The organism is Flavobacterium sp. LC2016-01 (genome assembly GCF_009711135.1).
Taxonomy (GTDB): Bacteria; Bacteroidota; Bacteroidia; order Flavobacteriales; family Flavobacteriaceae; genus Flavobacterium.
In genome coordinates this window covers 198,194-221,419 of the sequence record NZ_WMIC01000002.1, presented here as the reverse complement: position 1 = coordinate 221,419, position 23,226 = coordinate 198,194, and the positions used below count along the sequence as shown (strand labels likewise).

The following is a 23,226-nucleotide window of genomic DNA, read 5'->3' as shown; positions in this document are numbered from 1 at the left end:
AGTTTAAAGTTTAAGGTTTCAAGTTCATAAACTGAGACTCAAAACTGAGACTGAAAACTAATTACTAGATTACTTTCGCTTCGTTGTGTAATAAATTGATTAACTCATCTAAATTATCAGGAGAAACTAATTTCACTGCTGATTTAGGAGCTGGTTTTTCAAATTTCACCGCTTTTGTATTTACAGGAGCGTCAACTGGTTCAAGAATAGTTAAAGCTTTAGTTCTTGCTGTCATGATTCCTCTCATGTTTGGAATACGTAAATCTTTTTCTTCAACAAGACCTTTTTGACCTCCAATAATTAAAGGTAAAGTAGTGCTTACAGTTTCTTTTCCACCGTCGATTTCACGAACAGCTTTTACATTATTTCCATCAACAGTAACGCTTGTACAAGAGTTTAAAAAGTTAGAACCTAAAATTCCAGCAATCATTCCAGGAACCATTCCTCCATTATAATCTAAAGACTCTTTTCCAGCAATTACAAGATCGTAACCGCCATTTTTAATTACTTCAGCCAATTGTTTTGCTACGAAAAATCCGTCAGTTGGGTTAGCGTTTACACGAATTGCTTCGTTTGCGCCAATTGCCAATGCTTTACGTAAAGTTGGTTCAGTATCAGGACCTCCAACGTTAACAACAGTTACAGTTGCTCCTTGTTGTTCTTGAAACCAAATTGCACGTGTTAAACCAAATTCGTCATTTGGGTTTATTACATATTGTACACCATTGGTATCAAATTCTGAATCACCATTGGAGAAGTTAATTTTTGAAGTAGTATCAGGCACATGGCTGATGCAAACCAATATTTTCATAAGTATATATTTTGAATTTGTAATATGCTTTGACAAATTTAGAAATTAAAATCGGAATAATATACTATGCATGCATAATATTTTTTAAAAACTATTACGTTTTCGAAGATTATGAAATTTGAAGCGTCTTTTAGTGCTTTTCAAAAATGAAAACTCAGCTATTTTGCCTGATTCTTAGTAATTTCGTAATCATCTGAGGTTGTTTCGCTGTTAAAATGGGAAGGAATTTATACTAGATTTTGATTTCCTGCGTTTAAAAGAAGCTAAATTGAAAAACAGAATTACACAAATAAGATTGTATTTGTATAAAAAGTGTTTTTGCAGATAGAATAACATCAATTATATCGATTTCGTAAATATTACAATACCTTTCAAAAAGTTAAAAGGGAGAGAAGAGGATAAACTTCCTGCGATTTTAAATTTAATTTATGCTTTTAAGTGATTTAAAATATTTATTTTTGCTCTTCAGAAAATTCAACATACAATATAAATATGAGAACAATACAATTTAGAGAGGCCATTTGTGAAGCAATGAGCGAAGAAATGCGTCACGATGAATCCATATATTTAATGGGCGAAGAAGTTGCAGAATACAACGGAGCATATAAAGCTTCAAAAGGAATGCTTGCTGAGTTTGGCGAAAAAAGAGTAATCGATACTCCAATTGCTGAGCTTGGTTTTACAGGAATTGCAGTAGGTTCTGCAATGAATGGCAACAGACCGATTGTTGAATATATGACTTTCAACTTCTGTTTAGTAGGTATTGATCAAATTATAAATAATGCTGCTAAAATGCGTCAAATGACTGGTGGACAATTTAATGTGCCAATCGTTTTCCGCGGACCAACTGCTTCTGCAGGTCAATTAGGAGCAACTCACTCTCAGGCTTTAGAAAACTGGTTTGCAAATACTCCAGGTCTTAAAGTTGTAGTTCCTTCAACTCCTTATGATGCAAAAGGACTTTTAAAATCAGCAATTCGCGATAATGATCCAGTTATTTTCATGGAATCTGAGCAAATGTATGGTGATAAAGGTGAAGTGCCAGACGGAGAATACACAATTCCATTAGGTGTTGCTGATATCAAACGTGAAGGAAAAGATGTAACGATTGTTTCTTTCGGAAAAATTATTAAAGAAGCATTTATCGCTGCTGATGAATTAGCTAAAGAAGGAATTTCTTGTGAAATTATCGACTTAAGAACAGTTCGTCCTATGGATAAAGATGCTATTCTTACTTCTGTTAAAAAGACAAATCGTTTAGTAATTCTTGAAGAAGCTTGGCCATTTGCAAGTATTTCTTCTGAAATTACTTATATCGTTCAGGAACAGGCATTCGATTTTCTTGATGCGCCAATTCAGCGTATCACAACTGCTGATACTCCTGCGCCTTACTCTCCTGTTTTACTAAAAGACTGGTTGCCAAATGCTGGTGATGTAGTAAAAGCAGTAAAGAAAGTAATGTACAAATAAAAAAATCAACAATACTTATAAAACTTCATCAGTCATATTAATTGATGAAGTTTTTTTTTGCCAAATGATAAAAAGAATAATTTTACTCAGCCTGTTTTTGGTATTTGCATTTGCGAATATTGCTACTGCACAAACTAAAGTGAGCGGAATTGTTTTGGATAAATCAAATCAGCCTGTTCCGTTTGCAAATATTGTTTTTAAAGGTTCTAATACCGGAATTGTTTCTAATGAAGATGGACGTTTTTATTTAGAATCTCCCAATACTTATACGGCATTATTAGTTACATCAGCAGGATTTTCAGATAAGGAAGTTCCTCTTGAAAAAGCAGTTAATTATAATTTTAAAATTGTTTTAGGCGAAGCCGAAGCACTTAATGAAGTTGTAATTTATACTGGAAAAACTTCTAAAAAGAATAATCCAGCATTAGATATCTTGAGGAAAATTTGGGAAAGAAAGCGTAAAAACGGACTTTATCAATTTAATCAGTATGAAATGCAAAAGTATGAGAAAGTCGAGTTCGATATGAACACGATTGACAGTGCTTTGATGAAAAACAAGCTTTTTAAAGGAATGGAGTTTGTGTTCCAGCATGTTGATACTTCTGAAGTAACTGGAAAAACATATTTGCCAATTTTCATTAACGAATCGGTTTATGATGTTTACGGCGACAATAAATTAAAGAAAGTAAAAGAAAATCTGACCGGAAATAAGATGTCTGGTTTCAACGGAAATCAGCAGATTTTATCTTTCGTAAAAGATCTTTATTCAGATTATAATATTTACGATAATCACCTTAAATTTTTTGACAAAAGTTTTACAAGCCCGCTTTCAAAAACAGGAATTGATGTCTATAATTATGTACTGAAAGACAGTGCTTATATTGACAAAAAATGGTGTTATAATATTGTTTTTTATCCGAGACGTAAAAATGAATTGACTTTTAAAGGTGATTTTTGGGTAAACGATTCCACTTTTGCCATCAAGAAAATTAATATGGGCGTAACAAAAAGCGCCAATATTAACTGGGTAAAAGATATTTATATCGAACAGGAATTTGAAGTTGAAAATGATTCTGTTTTCCTTTTGACACGTGATTATATGATGTCTGATTTTGCTTTGAATAAAAAAGAAAAATCAAAAGGAGTTTATGGAAAGCGAACGACTTTGTTTCGAAATCATAAATTCAATATTCAGAAACCAGAGAAGTTTTATAAAGAAGAAGTCAATTTTATCGACAATGCAGTTTACGACAGACCTCCTGAATTTTGGGAAGAAAATCGTTTTGAGAAGTTGAATAAAGATGAGAAGGGGATTTATAAAATGCTCGATACTTTGCAGACTGTCAAGCGATTTAAGCAATTGTACAGCCTCGTCTCCATTTTGGGAAGCGGTTATGTTGAGTTCAAAAATTTTGATTTTGGACCTATTTTTTCAACATTTGGCTATAATGAAGTCGAGGGTTTAAGGATACGTGCCGGAGGCCGAACGTATTTTGGACCAAATGATCCATGGCGTGTACAGGCATATACAGCATATGGTTTTGATGACGATAAATTCAAATATGGCGTTTCTGGAAAATGGATGGTCGATAAGAAAAAACGTATCATTATTTCTGGAGGAAACAGGCGTGATATTGAACAAATTGGAGCCAGTTTAACTACTACAAATGATATTTTAGGGCGAAGTTTTGCGTCTTCTGCGTTATTTACAACGGGAAGCAACGGAAAATTAACCAATATTAATTTGAGTAATGTTTCTTTTGAAATTGAACCAAAAAAGAATTTTATTGTCCAAACAGGTTTTTCATATAGAACCTTAGAGTCGGCATCAAAAACATTTAGTTTAGATTATTATACTACTTTGCCAAGTCCTTCAAATCCTGCGGGTGTTATTGAAAGTAAAGTGAGGCAGTCAGAAGCTAATATTCAGTTTGAGTACATGCCAAACCGAAAAACCATTGGTTATGGCGTAGAAAGAAGTTTGGTAGACAGCCCTTTTAGCCATTTCTTTGTGAATTTCAGCTATGGATTAAAAGGTGTTTTTGAAAGTGATTTCGCTTACGAAAAAATACAGATTTACTACAAACAGCCAATTATCATTGGTCCTTTAGGAAGATCAAATATTATTCTGGAAACTGGTAAAACTTTCGGAACAATTCCGTTAGGTTTAATGAGTGTTATTCCGGGTAACCAGACGTATTGGACTATTGAAAATACATTCAGTAACTTGAATTTCTACGAATTTATTACAGATCAATATACGACCCTGCAGTGGAATCATGATTTTGGAGGAAGATTATTTGCAAGAGTTCCTTTTATGAGAAAATTGAACTGGAGAGAATTTGTGGGTATTAAAGCGGTTCATGGAACTATTTCTGATGCAAACAGAGCGATAAATGCTTCAGCACAACCTTATAATGCACCAGAAAATGTTTATTGGGAATATAATGCCGGAATAGGTAATATCTTCAAAGTTTTCCGTATCGATTTTTCTTGGAGAGGAAGTTATCTAAATGCTCCAGACGCTAATAAATTTGCAGTAAAAGGATCTTTCGGATTCTATTTTTAAAGTTGCAAAGGTTCAAAGTTACAAAGTCGCAAAGGTTTAAATCTTTGCGGCTTTTTTTGTGGTGCAAAATTTGTTCCCGCAGATTTTGCAGATTGCGGAGATTTAAATTTTATCAGCTTTATCTGCAAAATCTGCGGGAACAAAAACTTTGCGCCTTTGTGCGAGATTCTTTTTTATTTAATTTTGACATAGACTTAAATACTTATGCAAGAAGCCATCGATTTTCTAACCAATAAAAGCCCGATATTTCAGGAAATAATCGAAAAGTACGGATTGCCTCCAATTCCGAAACGTCCTCAGGGTTTTGAAACTTTAGTATTGTTGATATTGGAGCAACAGGTTTCTGTAGATTCGGCGAAAGCCACATTTTTAAAAATCAAATCACATACCGTATGTACTCCTGAAACAATGGCAATTTTGTCTGACGAAGAATTTAGGAATCTTGGTGTAAGCCGTCAGAAAACAAAATATATTAAAATTTTAGCAGAAGCTGTTTTAAATAAAGAGTTAGATATTGAAAGCCTGCCTTCAAAATCAGCAAAGCAAGTTCGGGAAGAACTTATCAAATTAAAAGGAATCGGGAATTGGACAATTGATATTTATTTGATGTTTTGTCTTCAAGAACCCGATTTGATGCCGCTTGGCGATATCGCAGTGATCAATACAATTAAAGAATTGCTGAATATTCATGATAAACAAGAAATGGAAATTCATGCAGAACAGTGGAGTCCATATCGATCTTATGCAACCTATTTGCTCTGGCATTACTACTTAAAAAAGCGAAATCGAACAATTACGTATTAAATGCTTGTTTTTTAATAGATAATACAGATAATTTAACCTGTTTTTTTATTGTAAAAATAGAATGTTTGGTTACTTTTGCAACCGAAATTATAGATATAATAAAAAACGAAAATGACCGCAGACAAACTAACGACTTTCGATGTATTAATCGAAATACCAAGAGGAAGCAGAAATAAATACGAGTATGATTTTGAGATCAAAAGAATGCGTTTCGACAGAATGTTATTCTCTTCAATGATGTACCCAGCTGATTATGGATTTATTCCAGAAACTTTAGCACTTGATGGAGATCCTCTTGATGTATTGGTTTTAGTAAACGAACCAACTTTCCCTGGATGTGTAATGGAAGTTAAGCCAATTGGTGTTTTCCACATGGCAGATGATAAAGGACCAGACGAAAAAATTATTTGTGTACCAGTTTCAGATCCAATCTGGAATTCATTAAATGATCTTTCAGATATGAATCCGCACTTAGTGAAAGAAATCGAGCATTTCTTCCAGGTTTATAAAGATCTTGAAAACAAAAAAGTTGATGTTGAAGGATGGGGAGACGTAAACGAAGCTTACGCAATTATTGCTGAGTGCACGAAACGTTTTGATGACATTGAAAATAAACCAGAGGGATTATTTAGCATTAAATAATTTTTACCCTATTCTATTATAAAAAAAGCAATACTCCGTTAGGAGTATTGCTTTTTTGTTTAAATTCGTTTCAGTTAGATTGTTGACTATTAACCAAAACCATTAAATAATTATGAATGCATTTATGATTTACCTGCCAATAGTTATGGCAGTTTTAGGATTACTTTTCATGGGAATAAAGAGGACTTGGGTTTTAAAACAAGATGCCGGAGACGGTAAGATGAAAGAGATTTCAGATCATATCTACGAAGGAGCCTTAGCCTTCCTAAAAGCCGAATATAAGCTATTAACCATCTTTGTAATTATTGCGAGTTTAGCCTTAGCAGGAATTACTTTTATTCCGGGAGTAAAAACACATTTATTTATAGTAATTGCATTCATATTTGGAGCGTTATTTTCAGCTTATGCAGGAAATATTGGAATGAAAATCGCGACCAAAACAAACGTTAGAACAACACAGGCAGCACGTACAAGTTTGCCTCAAGCCTTAAAAGTTTCTTTTGGCGGAGGAACTGTAATGGGACTCGGTGTTGCAGGATTAGCAGTTTTAGGCTTAACAGCGTTCTTTATAATTTTCTTTAATTTATTATCGGGGGGTGTTTGGAAAGATACTGAGACAATGACTGTTGTTTTAGAAACTTTAGCTGGGTTTTCGCTTGGTGCAGAATCTATCGCATTGTTCGCCAGAGTTGGTGGTGGAATTTATACTAAAGCTGCTGACGTTGGAGCCGATTTAGTTGGTAAAGTTGAAGCTGGAATTCCAGAAGATGATCCTCGTAATCCAGCAACAATTGCTGATAACGTTGGAGATAACGTAGGTGACGTTGCAGGTATGGGAGCTGATTTATTTGGATCTTATGTTGCGACAGTTTTAGCAGCAATGGTTCTTGGAAATTATGTTATAAAAGACATGGGCGGAAGCATTAATGATGCTTTTGGAGGAATTGGACCAATTTTACTTCCAATGTCAATTGCCGGTTTCGGAATCTTGTTTTCGATTATCGGTACAATGCTTGTAAAAATTTCAGATGATAATGCTAAAGAAGCTCAAGTTCAAAAAGCATTAAATATAGGTAACTGGGTTTCGATTGGTTTAACTGCAATTGCTTGCTACTTTTTGGTTCAGCACATGTTACCGGAAACAATGCAGATGAGCTTTTTTGGTGAAGGCTCAAAAGATATCTCTTCAATGCGTGTTTTCTATGCTACATTAGTCGGATTAGTTGTTGGTGGAGCTATTTCATCAGTAACAGAATATTATACAGGATTAGGAACAAAACCAGTTATGGCAATTGTTCAAAAATCATCTACAGGAGCAGGAACAAACGTTATTGCAGGTTTGGCAACAGGAATGATTTCTACTTTCCCAACTGTATTATTGTTTGCAGGTGCCATCTGGATTTCTTATGCTTTGGCTGGATTTTATGGTGTTGCATTAGCAGCTTCAGCAATGATGGCTACAACTGCAATGCAATTAGCAATTGATGCGTTCGGACCAATTTCTGATAATGCAGGAGGAATTGCTGAAATGAGTGAATTGCCAAAAGAAGTTCGTACAAGAACCGATATTTTAGATTCAGTTGGAAACACAACAGCTGCAACGGGGAAAGGATTTGCAATTGCTTCTGCAGCCTTAACTTCATTAGCATTGTTTGCTGCATATGTAACGTTTACAGGAATTGATGGAATTAATATCTTCAAAGCACCAGTTTTAGCCATGTTATTTGTGGGCGGAATGATTCCGGTAGTTTTCTCAGCTTTAGCGATGAATTCTGTTGGAAAAGCGGCAATGGATATGGTTTATGAAGTGCGTCGTCAATTCAAGGAAATCCCTGGAATTATGGAAGGAACTGGAAAACCAGAATACGGAAAATGCGTTGAAATTTCTACAAAAGCAGCTTTACGCGAAATGATGCTTCCGGGAATTTTGACTATTGGTTTTCCAATTGCAATTGTACTTTTAGGGAAATTGGTTTATTCAGATAACAATCAATTAATTGCTGAAATGTTAGGAGGATATATGGCTGGAGTTACCGTTTCTGGAGTACTTTGGGCAGTTTTCCAAAACAATGCAGGAGGTGCTTGGGACAATGCTAAAAAATCTTTTGAAGCTGGAGTTATGATCAACGGCGAAATGACTTATAAAGGTTCTGATGCGCATAAAGCAGCGGTAACTGGAGATACAGTTGGAGATCCATTTAAAGATACATCTGGGCCATCGATGAATATTTTAATTAAATTGACTTGTTTGATCGGGTTGGTTGTGGCACCAATTTTAGGTGACGGACATTCAGCTTCAGGAATGGCAGAAAAAGATTCTTGCTGTGTTAAAACAGAAATGCATGCCGGCGGCGTTTCTAAATGTGGTGATTTGTCAACAATGACTAAAGAAGAATGTGCTAAAATGTGCAAAGAAAAAGGCTGCACAGCAGAAGAAACTGCAAAATGCTTAGCACATTATGACGCAAACGGAAAATTTGTTCATCAAAAAACAGATTGTTTTGATGTAACTAAATATGATAAAACCTCAGTTCGAGTTGATTTAAAAAATGTAAATGGGAAAGCCGTTGGAACTGTTACAAAAACTGAAAATGGTAAAACAACTACCGAAGTTTACGAAGGAACAGAAAAAGAAGTTGAAGCTAAAATCAAGGCGGCAACTGCTAAATAAAACAACTTTGTCAAAGTTTTAAACTTTGACAAAGCTTCTTTAAACAGAAAATGCCTCTAAATAATTTTAGAGGCATTTTTTATTCGTGTAAATCTGTGCAATTCGTGTTTTAAAACAATCCGTTTAATTCAGCATCAATTCTATTAATAATGTTTCCTAAATCTTCAGGATTATCAACAAAATTAATATTGTCAACATCAATAATTAATAGTTTTCCTTTTGTGTAAGTCTGAATCCACGCTTCGTATCTTTCGTTCAAACGGCTTAAATAATCGATAGAAATTGAGTTCTCATATTCACGTCCGCGTTTGTGAATTTGTCCAACTAAATTCGGGATAGAACTTCTTAAATAAATCAATAAATCTGGAGCTTTTACCAGTGATTCCATTAATTCAAAAAGTGAAGTGTAATTTTCAAAATCACGGCTCGTCATTAATCCCATTGAATACAAATTGGGAGCAAAAATATAAGCATCTTCATAAATCGTTCTGTCCTGAATAATTTTTTTACCGCTTTCGCGAATTTGCTGTACCTGACGAAAACGGCTATTTAAGAAATAGATTTGTAAATTAAAGGACCAGCGCTCCATTTGGTGGTAAAAATCGTCTAAATACGGATTATCAACCACATCTTCATAATGAGGTTCCCATTTAAAGTGTTTGGCTAATAATTTGGTCAAGGTGGTTTTTCCTGCGCCGATATTTCCTGCTATTGCTATGTGCATTACGGTGTTACGATTTTATAATTTACAATTTCTTTAGCTGTAAAAATAGATAAAATTTGGTCTTTGTAATAGAAATTGTCAAACGATTTTTCTAAAATTTCAATTTCATAAATTACAGTTGATTTCTCTTTGCTAATGTTCTTTAAATACAACAGATTACCTTTGCTGAAAATGTACTTTTGAGCATCAATTATTTCGATTTTATCAAAATCGGATACATTTCCAAGGCTTGTGATTTTCCCAAAAATATCGCACGAATACCAGTTGTTTTTTTTATCGATCCAATAAAAAGTATTAAAATCGGTTTGGTAATATTTAATGGATTCGGTCAATGGAATAGAAACCGTTTTATATTCATTTTTTAAATAATCAAAAAGTCCAATTTGCTGGTTAAGTGCATTGTAAATCCATAATTGATTTTGAGTGGACATGCCGATTGCACTGACGACAATTGGAGTAGAATTCAATGAAAAATTGATTTCAGTAATTTTGTTCAGCTGATTATCTAGTAACACAACAGTATTGAAATCTTCATAATACAAAACGATTTTCAGCGGATTTTGTAAGTCAGTTTTTGTGATTCTTCCTAAAGAAACATTTTTGTATTCAAAAACCTCACTTCCTTTAAATTTACTGAAAACATTATTGCTGATCTGATAACTAAATCCGAATGAATCTTGGCCTAAATACTCATCAGCGGTATAGTCTGTATGAGAAATTTGGGTTGCATTTATTTTTGGATTTTGTGCCGATAGAATAGAAGGAATACTGGCAATTAAAAAGAAAAATAAGATATTTATTACCGTTCTATTCATTTTTTTCAGGTTTCGATCGAGCCAAATTACAAAAAACCTTACTATAAAAGTTTAAAAAGAGCAGATTTTGAATATTTTGCCATTTAAACCTTTCTCAATCGTAATAGTCTAAAAAATAACGTATTCTGTCTATGTCTTAAAAGCATTGATATATTATATTTTTAGTATTTTAAAATTAATGATACATTTGGTTGTAAGTTTTATATGATCTGCCTAATTTAAAATAAAATAAAAATGAAAAAAGTGATTTTTTATATGTCTTTAATGCTTGTATTTACTCAGATGCAGGCACAGAAAGATTTCCAAGGAATGGCCGTTTATGAGTCAAAAACGCAAGCGCCTAAACTTGACGGAATGCGTCCGGGAAACCGAGACATTACGCCCGAAATGCAAAAAAACATGGAAGAGCGAATGAAAAAAATGCTTGAAAAAACTTTTATTTTAAATTTTGATAAATCGGCTTCAATTTATAAAGAAGAAGAAAAACTCGAAGCTCCTGGGCAACAGCAAGGCGGTATGCGTATTATGATGAATTCGTTTATGGGAGGCGGAGGCACTTTTTATAAAAATGTAAAAAGTAAATCATATACAGTTGACAAAGAATTTATGGGGAAAGAGTTTTTGGTTATAGATTCTCTTCCAAAACTAAACTGGAAAATGGAATCTGAAACCAAACAAATTGGCGGTTATACTTGTTATAAAGCAACAGCGGTAAAAGAAGCAAGCAAAACTGATTTTAGAAATTTCAGACCAAAAAGCGACGATGATAAAAAAGCGGAAGAGAAAAAAGATGAGGTAAAGAAAACCTCGGGTGAAACGAAAACTAACTTTCAGGACAACTTCGAAATCCCTAAAGAAATTATTATAACAGCTTGGTATTCTCCAGAAATTCCAGTTAACCAAGGTCCCGAAAATTACTGGGGTCTTCCGGGTTTGATTTTGGAAGTGAATGATGGAAGAACAACTATTTTATGTTCAAAAATTGTTTTGAATGCTAAAGATAAAGTTGAAATAAAAGCACCTACAAAAGGAAAAACAATTTCTCAGAAAGATTACGATGAAACAGTAATCAAAAAAATGGAAGAGTTTAGAGAAATGAACCGTGGCCGTGAAGGCGGTCCAGGCGGTGGTCCAGTAATGATCAGACGATAATTGTAAGCACATCATCTTTTAGTTTTCTCCATGAAAAATATACTTTTTTATGTCATTTTTTTAATGACCTCGATATCTTTTGCTCAAAGTGTCCGATTTGACGGCGTTATTCAGGACGAACAGAAAAATCCGTTGGAAATGGCCAATATTATGGCTGTGAATAACGGCACCAAAGCAATGGATTCCTACGGAATTACAAATGATAAAGGAAAATTTCAGCTGACTTTGAAGCCAAATACTTCCTATACAATTAAGATAAGTTATCTGGGAATGAAATCTAAAGAAATGGCAATTTCAACCAATACAGAAAATATCGTTCAGAATATTGTAATGGACGGTGCGGGAATTGAACTTGAAGGTGTTGAAATTGTTCGTGAAATGCCAGTTTCTATAAAAGGTGACACCATTGTTTACAACGCCGATTCATTTAAATCGGGAACAGAAAAAAAGCTGGAAGATGTCTTGAAAAAATTACCTGGTGTTGAGGTTAATGCCGATGGTGAAATTGAAGTTGAAGGAAAAAAAGTCAGCAAACTGATGGTTGAAGGCAAAGATTTTTTTGACGGAGATACTAAACTTGGCGTAAAAAACATTCCAGCCGATGCTATTGATAAAGTTCAGGTTTTAAGAAATTATAACGAAGTAAGCCAATTAAAAGGCCTTGAAAATGATCAGGATAATGTTGCCATGAATATCAAACTAAAATCAGGCAAAAAGAATTTCTGGTTTGGAGATGTTACTGCCGGCGTTGGCGTCGCAGAGCTCGATAGCCGTTATATCATCAATCCAAAATTGTTTTATTACAGTCCAAAATACAGCATTAATTTAATTACCAATTTCAATAATATTGGCGAATTGCCTTTGACTGCGCAGGATTATTTCAAATTTACGGGCGGTTTCAAAAATATGATGAAAAAGGGCGGAAGCAATTTTAATGTTTCGTCAAATGATTTAGGAATTTCGATTTTAAGAAACAATCGAGCTAAAGAAATTGAAACTAAATTTGGCGCGACTAATTTTGCTTATTCGGCTACAAAATCTTGGAATATTAGCGGTTTCGGAATTCTTTCAACTTCAAAAACCGATTTAGAAACCAAATCGCAGACCACTATTTTAGCTTCTGGCGATCAGCAGAAACGTGATGAAAACACAAACCAAAAGAATAATTTAGGGCTTTTTAAATTAAGCTCGACTTATAAACCAAACGACAAATTTCAGTTTGATTATGATATTTTAACCAAACTGACAAAACAGGAGGAATATTCAGATTTATTAAGAGAACAAATTGTACAAAATGTTGCTACTTCAGAAACGATTTTTACGACTAAAAAGCAAGATCCTACGTCGATTAATCAGAATTTAAGTTTGTACTATACACAAAGCGATAAAAATATTTTTGCTTTTGAAATGCAGCATTTGTATCAGGATGAAAATCCATTTTATAATGCTAATCTGCAAACACTTCCTTTTAATTTGTCAGGATATATAACACAGCCCGGCGCACGAAATGATTATAATCAGGATCGTTTTGTGAAAACAAATAAATTGGATGCCAAACTGGACTACTATTATATGGTAACCCCAAAAAGTAATTTCAATGTTACTTTAGGAAATACCTATTCATATCAAAATTTCAACTCTCATATTTTTCAGATTTTAGAAAACGGAGATCGAAACGATTTGAATAATGCCGAAAATAACAATGACGTCGATTATAGTTTTAACGATGCTTTTTTAGGATTTCATTATAAAATATTGACCGGAAAGTTTACGTTAACGCCGGGAGTAAGTCTGCATTCGTATCAAATGACAAACGGACAATTGGGCACGGATTATTCTCAAAGTTTTACTAAAGTATTGCCCGATTTCTTTGCTTTATATCAAATCAAAAAATCAGAAACGCTGACTTATAATTTCTCTTTGTCCAATGATTTTACTGATATTAATCAGCTTGCGGCGGGTTATGTTTTATCTGATTACAGTAGTTTGTTCAGAGGAAACCGTTATTTAGAAAATGCAACTTCGCAAGTGCACTCGCTTCGTTATTTTAAATACAATATGTTCAATTTCGAAAATATTTTTGCCAACGCAACCTACACTAAAAAAGTGGATGCGATAAAAACGAAAGCTAATTTTGATGGAATTAATCAGTCTTCAGTTCCATACAATTCTAATTTAGCTGATGAAACTTTGAGTGGAATGGGAAGTTATGGACGTTCGTTTCTAAAGAATTACAAAGCATCAGCAACGGCAAGCTTAAATTGGTCAAAATTCAATAATATTCAGAATAATGTTCTAGCAACAACAGAAAGTTTTACCCAGAGTTATACTGTAAAAGCAGCAACAAACTATAAAAACTTACCCAATTTAGAGCTTGGATATAATGCCTTAATTAATCAATACAGCGGTTCGACTTATTATACCGACAAGCCTTTTGCACGATTGGATTATTATTTCTGGAAGAGTTTTTCGTTTGTTTCTGAGTATGAATTTTATCATTATTATAATGGCGATAAAACGGTTGATAACGAATACGACTTTTTGAGTGCCAGTTTAATTTACCAGAAAAAAGACAGTAAATGGGAATATAAAGTCTCGGCTACAAACTTATTAAACACTACATATCTTAATGATGACAGCTTCTCGCAGTTTTCTACACGAGTTTCGCAATATACTGTACAGCCTCGTTATATCATCTTTTCGATGAAATATAATTTGTAGTATTTTAATTGCAAAATTTATTTTTTGATGCTTGATTTCGGCGCGAATAGAATATCTTTGCGCCGTATTAATTATCAAAAAAAGAACCATGCGTAATTTTATATGTAGTTTATTTCTCTTGTTTTTATCAATTTCTACTTCTTTTTCTCAAACAAAAGGAATTGAAAAGGGAACTTATTTATCCTCAAATAAAGGTCAAAAAATAAAACTAAATTTATTAGAAGATAATAAATACGAATTGGTTTTTTATACGGGCAATTATGAGATTAAAGGTGATTCGCTGTTATTTTTCCAAAAAGAAAAGGCAGAAAGTAATTTTGATCTTGCTTTTGCAACGGATAAAAAAGCAAAAAAAATCAAAATTAAATTTCCAGATTCGTCTTATTATTCCTTTTATTTAGGTACACAAAAAGGCTCTGAAGATGTTGTTTACCAAAGGATTTCTGATGTAAAAACCAAAATAGATCCAAACTGGGAAAAAACAGATTTAGAATTTGAAATCGAGAAAACGGATTACTTATACTTGGTTTATGAAAATTACGACGGAAAAAGTAATGTCAGCAAATATGCATTGCCAAAAGATGTTTCTGAAGTAACCGTAAATTATGATTTCGCATCATTTGGTGATTTGAAAATCAGCGGTTTTTTTGACAGAAAAACAAATGAATTAAAAATCGCTGAATCTGCGGGTAAAAATCCTTTGGTCTTTATAAATGAAAAGGAACCACAACCAGTAAAGGAAAAAAAAGTAATTCCTATTGAAAATCAAACAATCTCAAATTGGACCTATCCAGGTAAACCAAATGTAAACGAAGATTACGGAATGGGAGTTGCTGTTGATACAACGGTGTATCCTCCTTTATCGACTAATACTGAAATGGCTGAACCAGCTTATTCCAATTTTAAATTAAAAATTGAGAACAATTTAAAAAGCGCATTAGCTGCGACTAAAGAAGCAAAGATTAAGTTTTTAGCGCTTTATGCCAATAGCAATAAAACTGCAGGAAAAGAAAATTTTGATGCCTTTGTAAAAGATCAGGAAACACAGACTGGATATAATATGTATGACGGTTACAATCCGGTTTATGATGTTTACAATTATTATTTGGCTGGTGCCGATGATAAAAAATGGCTCAAAAATAATAAGATATTAAATGATCCGAGTATAGTAGTTTTAAATGGAGACGGAGATATTTTGGCAACTTCAAAATCTGATTTGTCTGACCAGAGTTATCAATTTGGTTATTATGGTGATTTTTATAAAAGACTGCAGCGAGCAAATGCTTTTGTTTATATTGACAAGATCTTCAAAAATAAAAAAGCAATAGATGCCGATTTGATCAGAGCCTTTAATAGAGCCGCTGTTTTAGAAATTTCATACGATTCTGATGTTGCGGCAGAAGATCCAAATTCAAAGGAATTTGTAATGACTAAAACGTCTTTAGATAAAAAAACAGTTGCACAAACTTGGAAAAACTTGATTGAAACGCATCAAAAAGATAAAAATCCAGATATGTATCTGGTTGAAACAATCGTAAAAGAAATCAAAAATCAAGGATTTACAAAACAGCTTTTTAACGAAGAGAGAATCCTAAATGATACTGATTTTTTAGCGATTGATTATCTGCTAAAGCACTCTGAAGATATTGAGAACAATCGTACAGAATTCAATAATAAAGAAGGCGAAGTGCATAATTTAGGAAATGTAATTTCTGAAATTTCATCGGCATTGCAGGCTAATACTTATATTGCTCAAGAAAAATCTTCTTCAGATATAAATAAGGAGAAGAATATTTCGATTTATAAAAAGATCATTGCTTTAGGAAAAGGAAATTTTGAATCATACAGTAATTATTTTCAATATTTAAACAATGCAGAAGATGCCTCGGTATCAAATGTAGATTTCTTAAAAGAGTTCAGCAGCTATTTTGATTCTCATTTAACATCATCAAGCCCAATTGAAAAATTGGATGCCATGTTTTCGACTTTGGATTCATCTTCTCCATATTCCTATGATGGATGGAATTCTTTTAAAGAGTATCATTCTAATCTTTGTAATAATGCGGCATGGTCAGTAGTACTGCAGCCACAAAATGCTAGTTTTTTAAAAGAAGCTATTAAATGGTCTGAATACAGTTCCGTTATAACCAAGAACAATCCGTATTACTTAGATACTTTAGCGCAATTATATTACAAAGACGGCCAGAAACAAAAAGCAATTGAAACACAAACTTTGGCAGTTAAAAATATAAATGCTGTGACGGAAGCAGAAACAGCTGCTGATATCAAGGAAACTTTGACTAAAATGCAAAACGGAACGTATTAAAATTTAATAGTTGTGAAAAATGCAATGGCTGTCTGTATTGACAGCCATTTTTGTTTATTAATCGTTGCTATTGGCTGTTTTTGATGTTAAAAAACCAAAGATTTTGCTGTGAAATGATTAAGTTTGGGTTATAAAATTAAAATGTATGAAAAACAAAATGATCCTTGTTTTACTTGCCTCTGGTGCAGTGACTTTTGCACAGGCAGTTAAAAAACCATTAGTTTCGGCAATAACTGATAAAGATCTTAGAACCGATATGTACCAAATGGCCGGCGACCACTTTAATGGCCGTGAAGCTGGAACGCTTGATGAATTAAAAGTATCGATGTGGCTTGCCAATAAAGCTAAAGAAGCCGGAATGGCTCCAGCAGGTGATGACGGAACGTATTTTCAGTTTTTTGATTTGTACAGGCATCAGGTTACACCAAATACAAAGTTTAAAATTGGCCAAAAAGAATATAAATTATGGAAGGAAGTTCTGGTTGCAGAAACGACTAACATAAAAGTTGAAGGTTCGCTTGTATATTTAGGAGCAGCAACAAAAGAAGAAATTGAAAAAGCAGATGTAAAAGGAAAAGCAGTTGTTTTGTTAGCTTCAAAAGAAGGAATTGCAGATGATATTTCGCTTTTTGACAGAAGATATCCTGGTTTGGTTCGAAATAAATATTATGATCTTGTCGTAAAAAAAGGTGCCGTAGCACTTATTATGGTTGCTGACGAATTAGCAGAACAAAGCTGGTCTCAGGTTGAGCCCCAAATGACAAGAGGTATTTATGGAATCGAAGGTTTTCGTGATAAAATAGGCGCTACAATGCCAGTTTTTTGGGTACACGGAGATCAATTAGAATATTTAAAAACGACTAAAGATATTTTATCGACGGAGGTAGTTTCTGAAACTTATAAATATCCGTCAGTAAATGTTGTGGGTACAATTGCGGGAACCGATCCAAAATTGAAAAATGAATATGTGCTTTTCAGCGGACACCAGGATCATGATGGAGTTCGTCAAAAATACGGTCAGGATTCTATTTATAACGGTGCCGATGATAATGCAAGTACTTGTGTTGCAATGCTGGCAATTGCAAGAGCTTATAAAAAACAGCCAGGAAAAAGAACCGCTTTATTTGTGTTTCATGGTTCAGAAGAGCGTGGTTTGTTAGGTTCAAGATGGTATGCGGCGCACCCAACAGTTCCAGAGGCAGCTATCGTAGCAGTTTTAAATGGTGATATGATTGGAAGAAACAATGTAAATCAAGCGGCTTTATTAGGCTCAAGTTCGCCTCATGAAAACTCATCTGATTTGGTAGCAATTGCCAAAAAAGCAAATGACGAAGGGCCAAAATTTGATTTGGATAAACTTTGGGACAGACCAGAACATCCTGAGTATTTTTACTTCCGTTCAGATCATTTGCCTTATGCGAGAAAAGGAATTCCTGCAGTTTTCTTTACAAGTGTATTACACAGTCAATACCACACTCCAATGGATGAGTCTGAAAATATTGATTACGTAAAACTGCGCAAAATGACCGAATGGATGTACCGCACAGGCTGGATTTTGTCTAACGATGCTAATCGTCCTAAAACATTACCAGATGTAAAATTGGAAAGATAAAAGATGATTTAATAAAAATAAAAGACCCGATTTCAAGAAATAGAAATCGGGTCTTTTTATGTTTAAGATTAAAGTAGTTGTCTAAAATTCTAACAATCTAAGTTAGTCTAAGTAGTCTAAAATTACAATCCAAATGCAGCTTTAACTTGGTCAACAAAATCAAGTTTTTCCCATGTAAACAATTCAACAGTAACTGTTTTTTCGTTTCCACCTGGAGCAGAGAAAGTTTTAGTAACTGTTTCTGGTTTACGTCCCATGTGTCCGTAAGCAGCAGTTTCACTGTAAATAGGGTTTCTTAATTTTAAACGTTGTTCGATAAAGTAAGGACGCATATCAAAGATAGCTTCTACTTTTTTAGCGATTTCACCGTTAGTTAAGTTTACTTTAGAAGTTCCGTAAGTTTCAATGAAAATACCCATTGGCTGAGCAACTCCAATTGCGTAAGAAACCTGAACTAAGATTTCGTCGGCAACACCTGCAGCAACTAAGTTTTTAGCAATATGACGTGTAGCGTAAGCAGCACTTCTGTCCACTTTACTTGGATCTTTTCCAGAGAATGCACCACCACCGTGAGCACCTTTTCCACCATAAGTATCAACGATAATTTTTCTTCCTGTTAAACCAGTATCTCCGTGAGGTCCTCCAATAACGAATTTTCCTGTTGGGTTAATATGGTAGTTGATTTTATCATTGAATAAATGCGCGTGAGCTGGATTTTTAGCAATAATTCTTGGAATCAAAATTTCAACTATATCTTTTTTGATTTTAGCAAGCATTGTAGCTTCCTCATCAAAATCATCATGTTGAGTTGAGATCACAATCGCATCAATACGAGTTGGTTTGTTATCGTCGCTGTATTCTAAAGTTACCTGAGATTTAGCATCTGGACGTAAATACGTGATTTCTTTGTTTTCGCGTCTTAAAATAGCTAACTCTTGTAATAATTTATGAGATAAATCAAGTGCCAATGGCATGAAGTTTTCAGTTTCGTTTGTAGCGTAACCAAACATCATTCCTTGATCTCCTGCACCTTGCTCTTCCGGCTTAGCTCTGTCAACACCTTGATTAATGTCTGCAGACTGCTCGTGAATTGCTGAAAGAATTCCACAAGAATTCGCTTCAAACATATATTCACTTTTAGTATATCCAATTTTACGGATTACCTCACGTGCAATTTGCTGAACATCAAGATAAGTATTCGATTTAACTTCACCTGCTAAAATAACCTGACCTGTTGTAACTAATGTTTCACAAGCTACTTTTGAATCAGCGTCAAATGCCAAAAAGTTGTCAATTAATGCATCCGAAATTTGATCTGCAACTTTGTCTGGATGCCCTTCACTAACAGATTCTGACGTAAATAAATAAGCCATAATAATGTATTAAATTAAAATTAAGCGAGGAAAATAATTGCTAAAAAGGGCTAAAGGAGAGTTTCTGCTTTAGCATTTTTTACTGCCGAAATTAATCTCTCAGCACTCATAACGAACCATTTCATTATGAAGAGGTTGCAATCAGTTCAAATTTTTCCTCTGTATTCGGGTGCAAAGGTATAAAACCATTTTGATTTGCAAATCAAAGTTCAACTTTTTTTATTTTTTATAGCAGAAATTTAACAGAAGTATAGTATTTTGATAGGGTAATAGAAAATATTTTGACTTTTGTTTGGCTGATTAAAAAATAGTTCGCAACTTTGCCTCGTTAAAATAACAGAAACAAATGAAATTAGCAGTTTGCAATATGATGTCTTGTATGAAGCCGGAACTTTCCGCAGGGACTCTGTTGTAATTTTTTTTCAAAAATAGATATAGAAACCTCTGCAGACCGCAGAGGTTTTTTTTTTGCTCAAAATGAAAAACTTTAATTTTTTAAGCCAAAACATTAACTAATCCAGTAAAAGAAATGAAAAAAAATGTACTAGCCTTTTTAAGTATCTTGACATTTTCAGGAATTTATGCACAGGAAAATAAAACTGAGCAGGATACGCTAAAAAATAATGAATTATCAGAAGTTACGATTGTGGGGTCCAGAAGTAAAAACAGAGTAAAGACTGATGTTCCAGTTCCTGTTGATATTTTTAGTATTACTGAAATTACAAAAGGATCGCCTCAAACAAGCGTAACTCAAATTTTAAATTATGTTGCACCGTCGTTTACCAGTAATCCTACATCAACGGCAGACGCAACAGATCACGTTGATCCGGCTCAGCTGAGAGGATTGGGACCCGATCAGGTTTTAATTTTAGTGAACGGAAAACGAAGACATACAAGTGCCTTGGTAAATATAAACGGATCACCAGGAAGAGGATCTGTTGGTACCGATTTAAATGCAATTCCCTCTTTTGCAATTGACCGAATCGAAGTTTTAAGAGATGGAGCAGCAGCACAATATGGTTCTGATGCCATTGCCGGAGTAATTAATATTGTCCTTAAAAAGAATGCCAATTTTATTTCAGGAGGAATTCAATACGGAGCCAATTTATCCTCTGGATCTAATGATTTTAAAGGCGGAGCCGATGGACAAACTCTGCAAGTCGATTTAAACTACGGAACTTCATTAGGAAAACCAGGAAGTTTCCTGAATGTTACGGCAAGTGCGGTGACAAGAGAAGCAACAAGCAGAGCCGGAATTAGAAACAATGCTATTTTTAACGCTTACAATGCGGTTGAAAACAGAGCGGCGCAAGGCGGTGTTCAAATCAATTCATTATTCAGCAATATCAATACAACTCCAAATTCGGCACAAATTTTAAGTTCTTTAAAACAATATGCGCCACAGGTAAGTTATTTTACGACTGCACAACAAAATGCGATCGCGGGCGCAACAACGCTTACGCAAATGCAGACAGCGTTGAGTTTTGATGTTACCAATAATGAGCTTGCATACAGAGGTCAGCAGAGAACCGACTATAATATGAGTGTGGGACAGTCAGAATTGGCATCGGGTCAAGCTTATTATAATGCAAAATATCCTTTGACCGAAACGACCTCTCTATATTCTTTTGGGGGAATATCGTATAGAAATGGTAAATCATATGCGTTCAACAGACTTCCAAATGGCTCAGGAACTTTCACGCAAGTGTATCAAAACGGATTTCTGCCGGAAATTGAGTCAAAGATTTTAGATGCTTCGGCAGCGGTTGGAGTAAATACAGAATTATTCGGATTTGATACTGATTTGAGCACGAACCTCGGAACAAATTCTTTTCAATATGATGTAAACAATACCATAAATGCAACTTTAGGAACCAATTCTCCTTTTAGTTTTGATGCAGGTAAAGTTTCGTTTTTGCAAAGTACAACCAATTTAGATTTTACCAGAAAATATGATGTTCTTGCAGGTTTAAACGTTGCTTTTGGAGGGGAATTCAGATATGAAAATTACCAAATCAAACAAGGGGAAGAAGCTTCTTATGGATTGTATGATGTAAATGGAGCTTTGGTTTCGGGAATTCTGCCAAGCAATTCACCTTTAATTGTTACCGACTTTTTTGGAAACAAACGTGGAGCAGGAGCGCAGGGATTTTCAGGATTTCAGCCTTCAGATGCTAAAGAAAAAAACAGAAACAGCGGCGCAGCATATCTTGATTTAGAATTAAATGTAACTGAAAAATGGTTGGTAAACGGAGCAGTGCGTTATGAAAACTATTCAGATTTTGGAAGTACAGTGATCTTCAAATTAGCTTCTCTTTTAAAGCTGAATGAAAATATCAACTGGAGAATTTCTGGTCAGACAGGTTTTAGAGCGCCATCATTACAGCAAAAATATTTTGAATCAAGTTCAACGCAATTTATAAATGGATCACCATATCAGGTGGGTTATTTTACAAATGATTCACAAGCAGCAAAAAGTATTGGAGTTGAAAATCTAAAGCCTGAAAAATCAAAAAGCATCAGTACGGGATTTACGTTTAAAATTCCTGAAGCGAATATCACAATTGCAACAGATGCTTATTTTACCAGAATCGACGACAGAATTGTTTTGACAGGCCAATATTCAAGACCAACAGATGCTCAGATTGCAGCGGCTACAACTCCTGGACAAGCGGAAGCATTGACTTTGTTTCAACAGGCATTTGACACAAAAGGAGTTGAACGAGCTTCGTTTTGGACAAACGGAATCAACTCTGAAACAAAAGGAATTGATTTGGTAATTTCTCAGAAATATGATGTTATTCCTGATTTTATTATCCGAAATGATTTGGCTTTGAGCTACAATGAAACGAAAAGAGTTGGCGATTTAAATGTACCTCAATCTATTATTGATGCGGGCGGTGAACCTTATAAATATTCATTTTTTCCAGAGTCAAGCAGGGTGTATTTAGAAGAAGCAATTCCGAGATTGAAAGCGAATTTAATGACAACTTTCAGCATTAAGAAACTGGATATTTATTTAAGAAACAGCTATTTTGGAAAAGTGACGGATCCAGGAGCAACAGATGTGAATTTAGATGGAAGCTCTTCTGTATACGAACATCCAGAATACAGTGCAAAATTAGTAACCGATTTATCTTTAGGATATCAGATCAATGAACATTTTAGAGCGACAATTGGATTTAATAATATAGGGGATGTTTATCCGGACAGAAATAATCCTGCAACTCCGGCCTTTACAAATACAACTCCAACTTTATCGCCAGCACCAAGCACGGACTTGACCAATGCCAATCAGTTTGCATATTCAAGAGCGGTTTCGCAATTTGGATTGAACGGTAGATTTGGTTTTGCACGTTTGAGCTTTAAATTTTAAAGAATCAACTATCAATTAATCAGCTGTTAGTGCTTGATTTTAGGGACTTTAAAAAATTAATTGTTAAATATCAGTTTTTTTATTTGGCTGTTAAATAAATAAATATTACATTTAATCTATCGAATTAGTCGAGTTTATAAAAGAAACAATTCAAATATTA

The 23,226-nt window shown here is 34.2% G+C and carries 14 protein-coding genes; 10 read left to right on the top strand and 4 right to left on the bottom strand.

Annotated features, from left to right (window positions below):
* Positions 1-64 precede the first annotated feature (64 nt).
* On the bottom strand, positions 65-811 hold the full coding sequence (locus GKZ88_RS05335) for an electron transfer flavoprotein subunit beta/FixA family protein (protein ID WP_140508076.1): 747 nt from the start codon (positions 809-811) through the stop codon (positions 65-67).
* A gap of 492 nt (positions 812-1,303) precedes the next feature.
* Between GKZ88_RS05335 and GKZ88_RS05330 the strand changes: the two genes are divergently transcribed.
* From GKZ88_RS05330 to GKZ88_RS05310, 5 genes are all read left to right on the top strand, one after another.
* Entirely contained in the window at positions 1,304-2,281 is a 978-nt protein-coding gene (locus GKZ88_RS05330; protein WP_035645643.1) for a pyruvate dehydrogenase complex E1 component subunit beta, read from the top strand.
* Positions 2,282-2,348: 67 nt separating this feature from the next.
* Positions 2,349-4,850: a DUF5686 family protein gene (locus tag GKZ88_RS05325; RefSeq protein WP_347343858.1), complete on the top strand. Its 2,502-nt coding sequence runs from the start codon at positions 2,349-2,351 to the stop codon at positions 4,848-4,850.
* 204 nt (positions 4,851-5,054) lie between these two features.
* On the top strand, positions 5,055-5,654 hold the full coding sequence (locus GKZ88_RS05320) for a DNA-3-methyladenine glycosylase (RefSeq protein WP_155101360.1): 600 nt from the start codon (positions 5,055-5,057) through the stop codon (positions 5,652-5,654).
* Between the two features lie 111 nt (positions 5,655-5,765).
* Complete coding sequence (locus GKZ88_RS05315; RefSeq protein WP_155101359.1) at positions 5,766-6,296, top strand: inorganic diphosphatase; 531 nt, start codon at positions 5,766-5,768, stop codon at positions 6,294-6,296.
* A 112-nt stretch (positions 6,297-6,408) separates the two neighbouring features.
* Positions 6,409-8,967, top strand: coding sequence for a sodium-translocating pyrophosphatase (locus GKZ88_RS05310; RefSeq protein WP_155101358.1), 2,559 nt, complete (start codon positions 6,409-6,411; stop codon positions 8,965-8,967).
* A gap of 109 nt (positions 8,968-9,076) precedes the next feature.
* Here GKZ88_RS05310 and GKZ88_RS05305 read toward each other — a convergent pair whose 3' ends face one another.
* Both GKZ88_RS05305 and GKZ88_RS05300 read right to left on the bottom strand, forming a co-directional pair.
* Positions 9,077-9,691 carry a deoxynucleoside kinase gene (locus GKZ88_RS05305; protein WP_089052568.1) on the bottom strand — a complete coding sequence of 205 codons (615 nt, stop codon included), beginning with the start codon at positions 9,689-9,691 and terminating at the stop codon, positions 9,077-9,079.
* Entirely contained in the window at positions 9,691-10,506 is an 816-nt protein-coding gene (locus GKZ88_RS05300) for a hypothetical protein (RefSeq protein ID WP_155101357.1), read from the bottom strand. The genes GKZ88_RS05305 and GKZ88_RS05300 overlap by 1 nt, the downstream gene beginning before the upstream one ends.
* Positions 10,507-10,740: 234 nt before the next feature.
* Between GKZ88_RS05300 and GKZ88_RS05295 the strand changes: the two genes are divergently transcribed.
* The 4 genes from GKZ88_RS05295 to GKZ88_RS05280 all read left to right on the top strand — a co-directional run bounded on the left by GKZ88_RS05295 (position 10,741) and on the right by GKZ88_RS05280 (position 18,317).
* Entirely contained in the window at positions 10,741-11,658 is a 918-nt protein-coding gene (locus GKZ88_RS05295) for a GLPGLI family protein (protein ID WP_155101356.1), read from the top strand.
* A gap of 63 nt (positions 11,659-11,721) precedes the next feature.
* Positions 11,722-14,379 carry a carboxypeptidase-like regulatory domain-containing protein gene (locus GKZ88_RS05290; protein ID WP_196216449.1) on the top strand — a complete coding sequence of 886 codons (2,658 nt, stop codon included), beginning with the start codon at positions 11,722-11,724 and terminating at the stop codon, positions 14,377-14,379.
* A gap of 88 nt (positions 14,380-14,467) precedes the next feature.
* Positions 14,468-16,705 carry a hypothetical protein gene (locus GKZ88_RS05285; protein WP_155101354.1) on the top strand — a complete coding sequence of 746 codons (2,238 nt, stop codon included), beginning with the start codon at positions 14,468-14,470 and terminating at the stop codon, positions 16,703-16,705.
* 145 nt (positions 16,706-16,850) lie between these two features.
* Entirely contained in the window at positions 16,851-18,317 is a 1,467-nt protein-coding gene (locus GKZ88_RS05280; RefSeq protein WP_155101353.1) for a M28 family peptidase, read from the top strand.
* Positions 18,318-18,439: 122 nt separating this feature from the next.
* On the opposite strand, the gene metK is transcribed toward GKZ88_RS05280, so the two are convergent.
* Positions 18,440-19,690 carry a methionine adenosyltransferase gene (gene metK / locus GKZ88_RS05275; protein ID WP_155101352.1) on the bottom strand — a complete coding sequence of 417 codons (1,251 nt, stop codon included), beginning with the start codon at positions 19,688-19,690 and terminating at the stop codon, positions 18,440-18,442.
* A gap of 529 nt (positions 19,691-20,219) precedes the next feature.
* On the opposite strand from metK, the gene GKZ88_RS05270 reads away from it, so the two are divergent.
* Positions 20,220-23,066 (top strand): TonB-dependent receptor, encoded by a 2,847-nt coding sequence (locus GKZ88_RS05270; protein ID WP_155101351.1) that lies wholly within the window; start codon positions 20,220-20,222, stop codon positions 23,064-23,066.
* Positions 23,067-23,226: the final 160 nt, after the last annotated feature.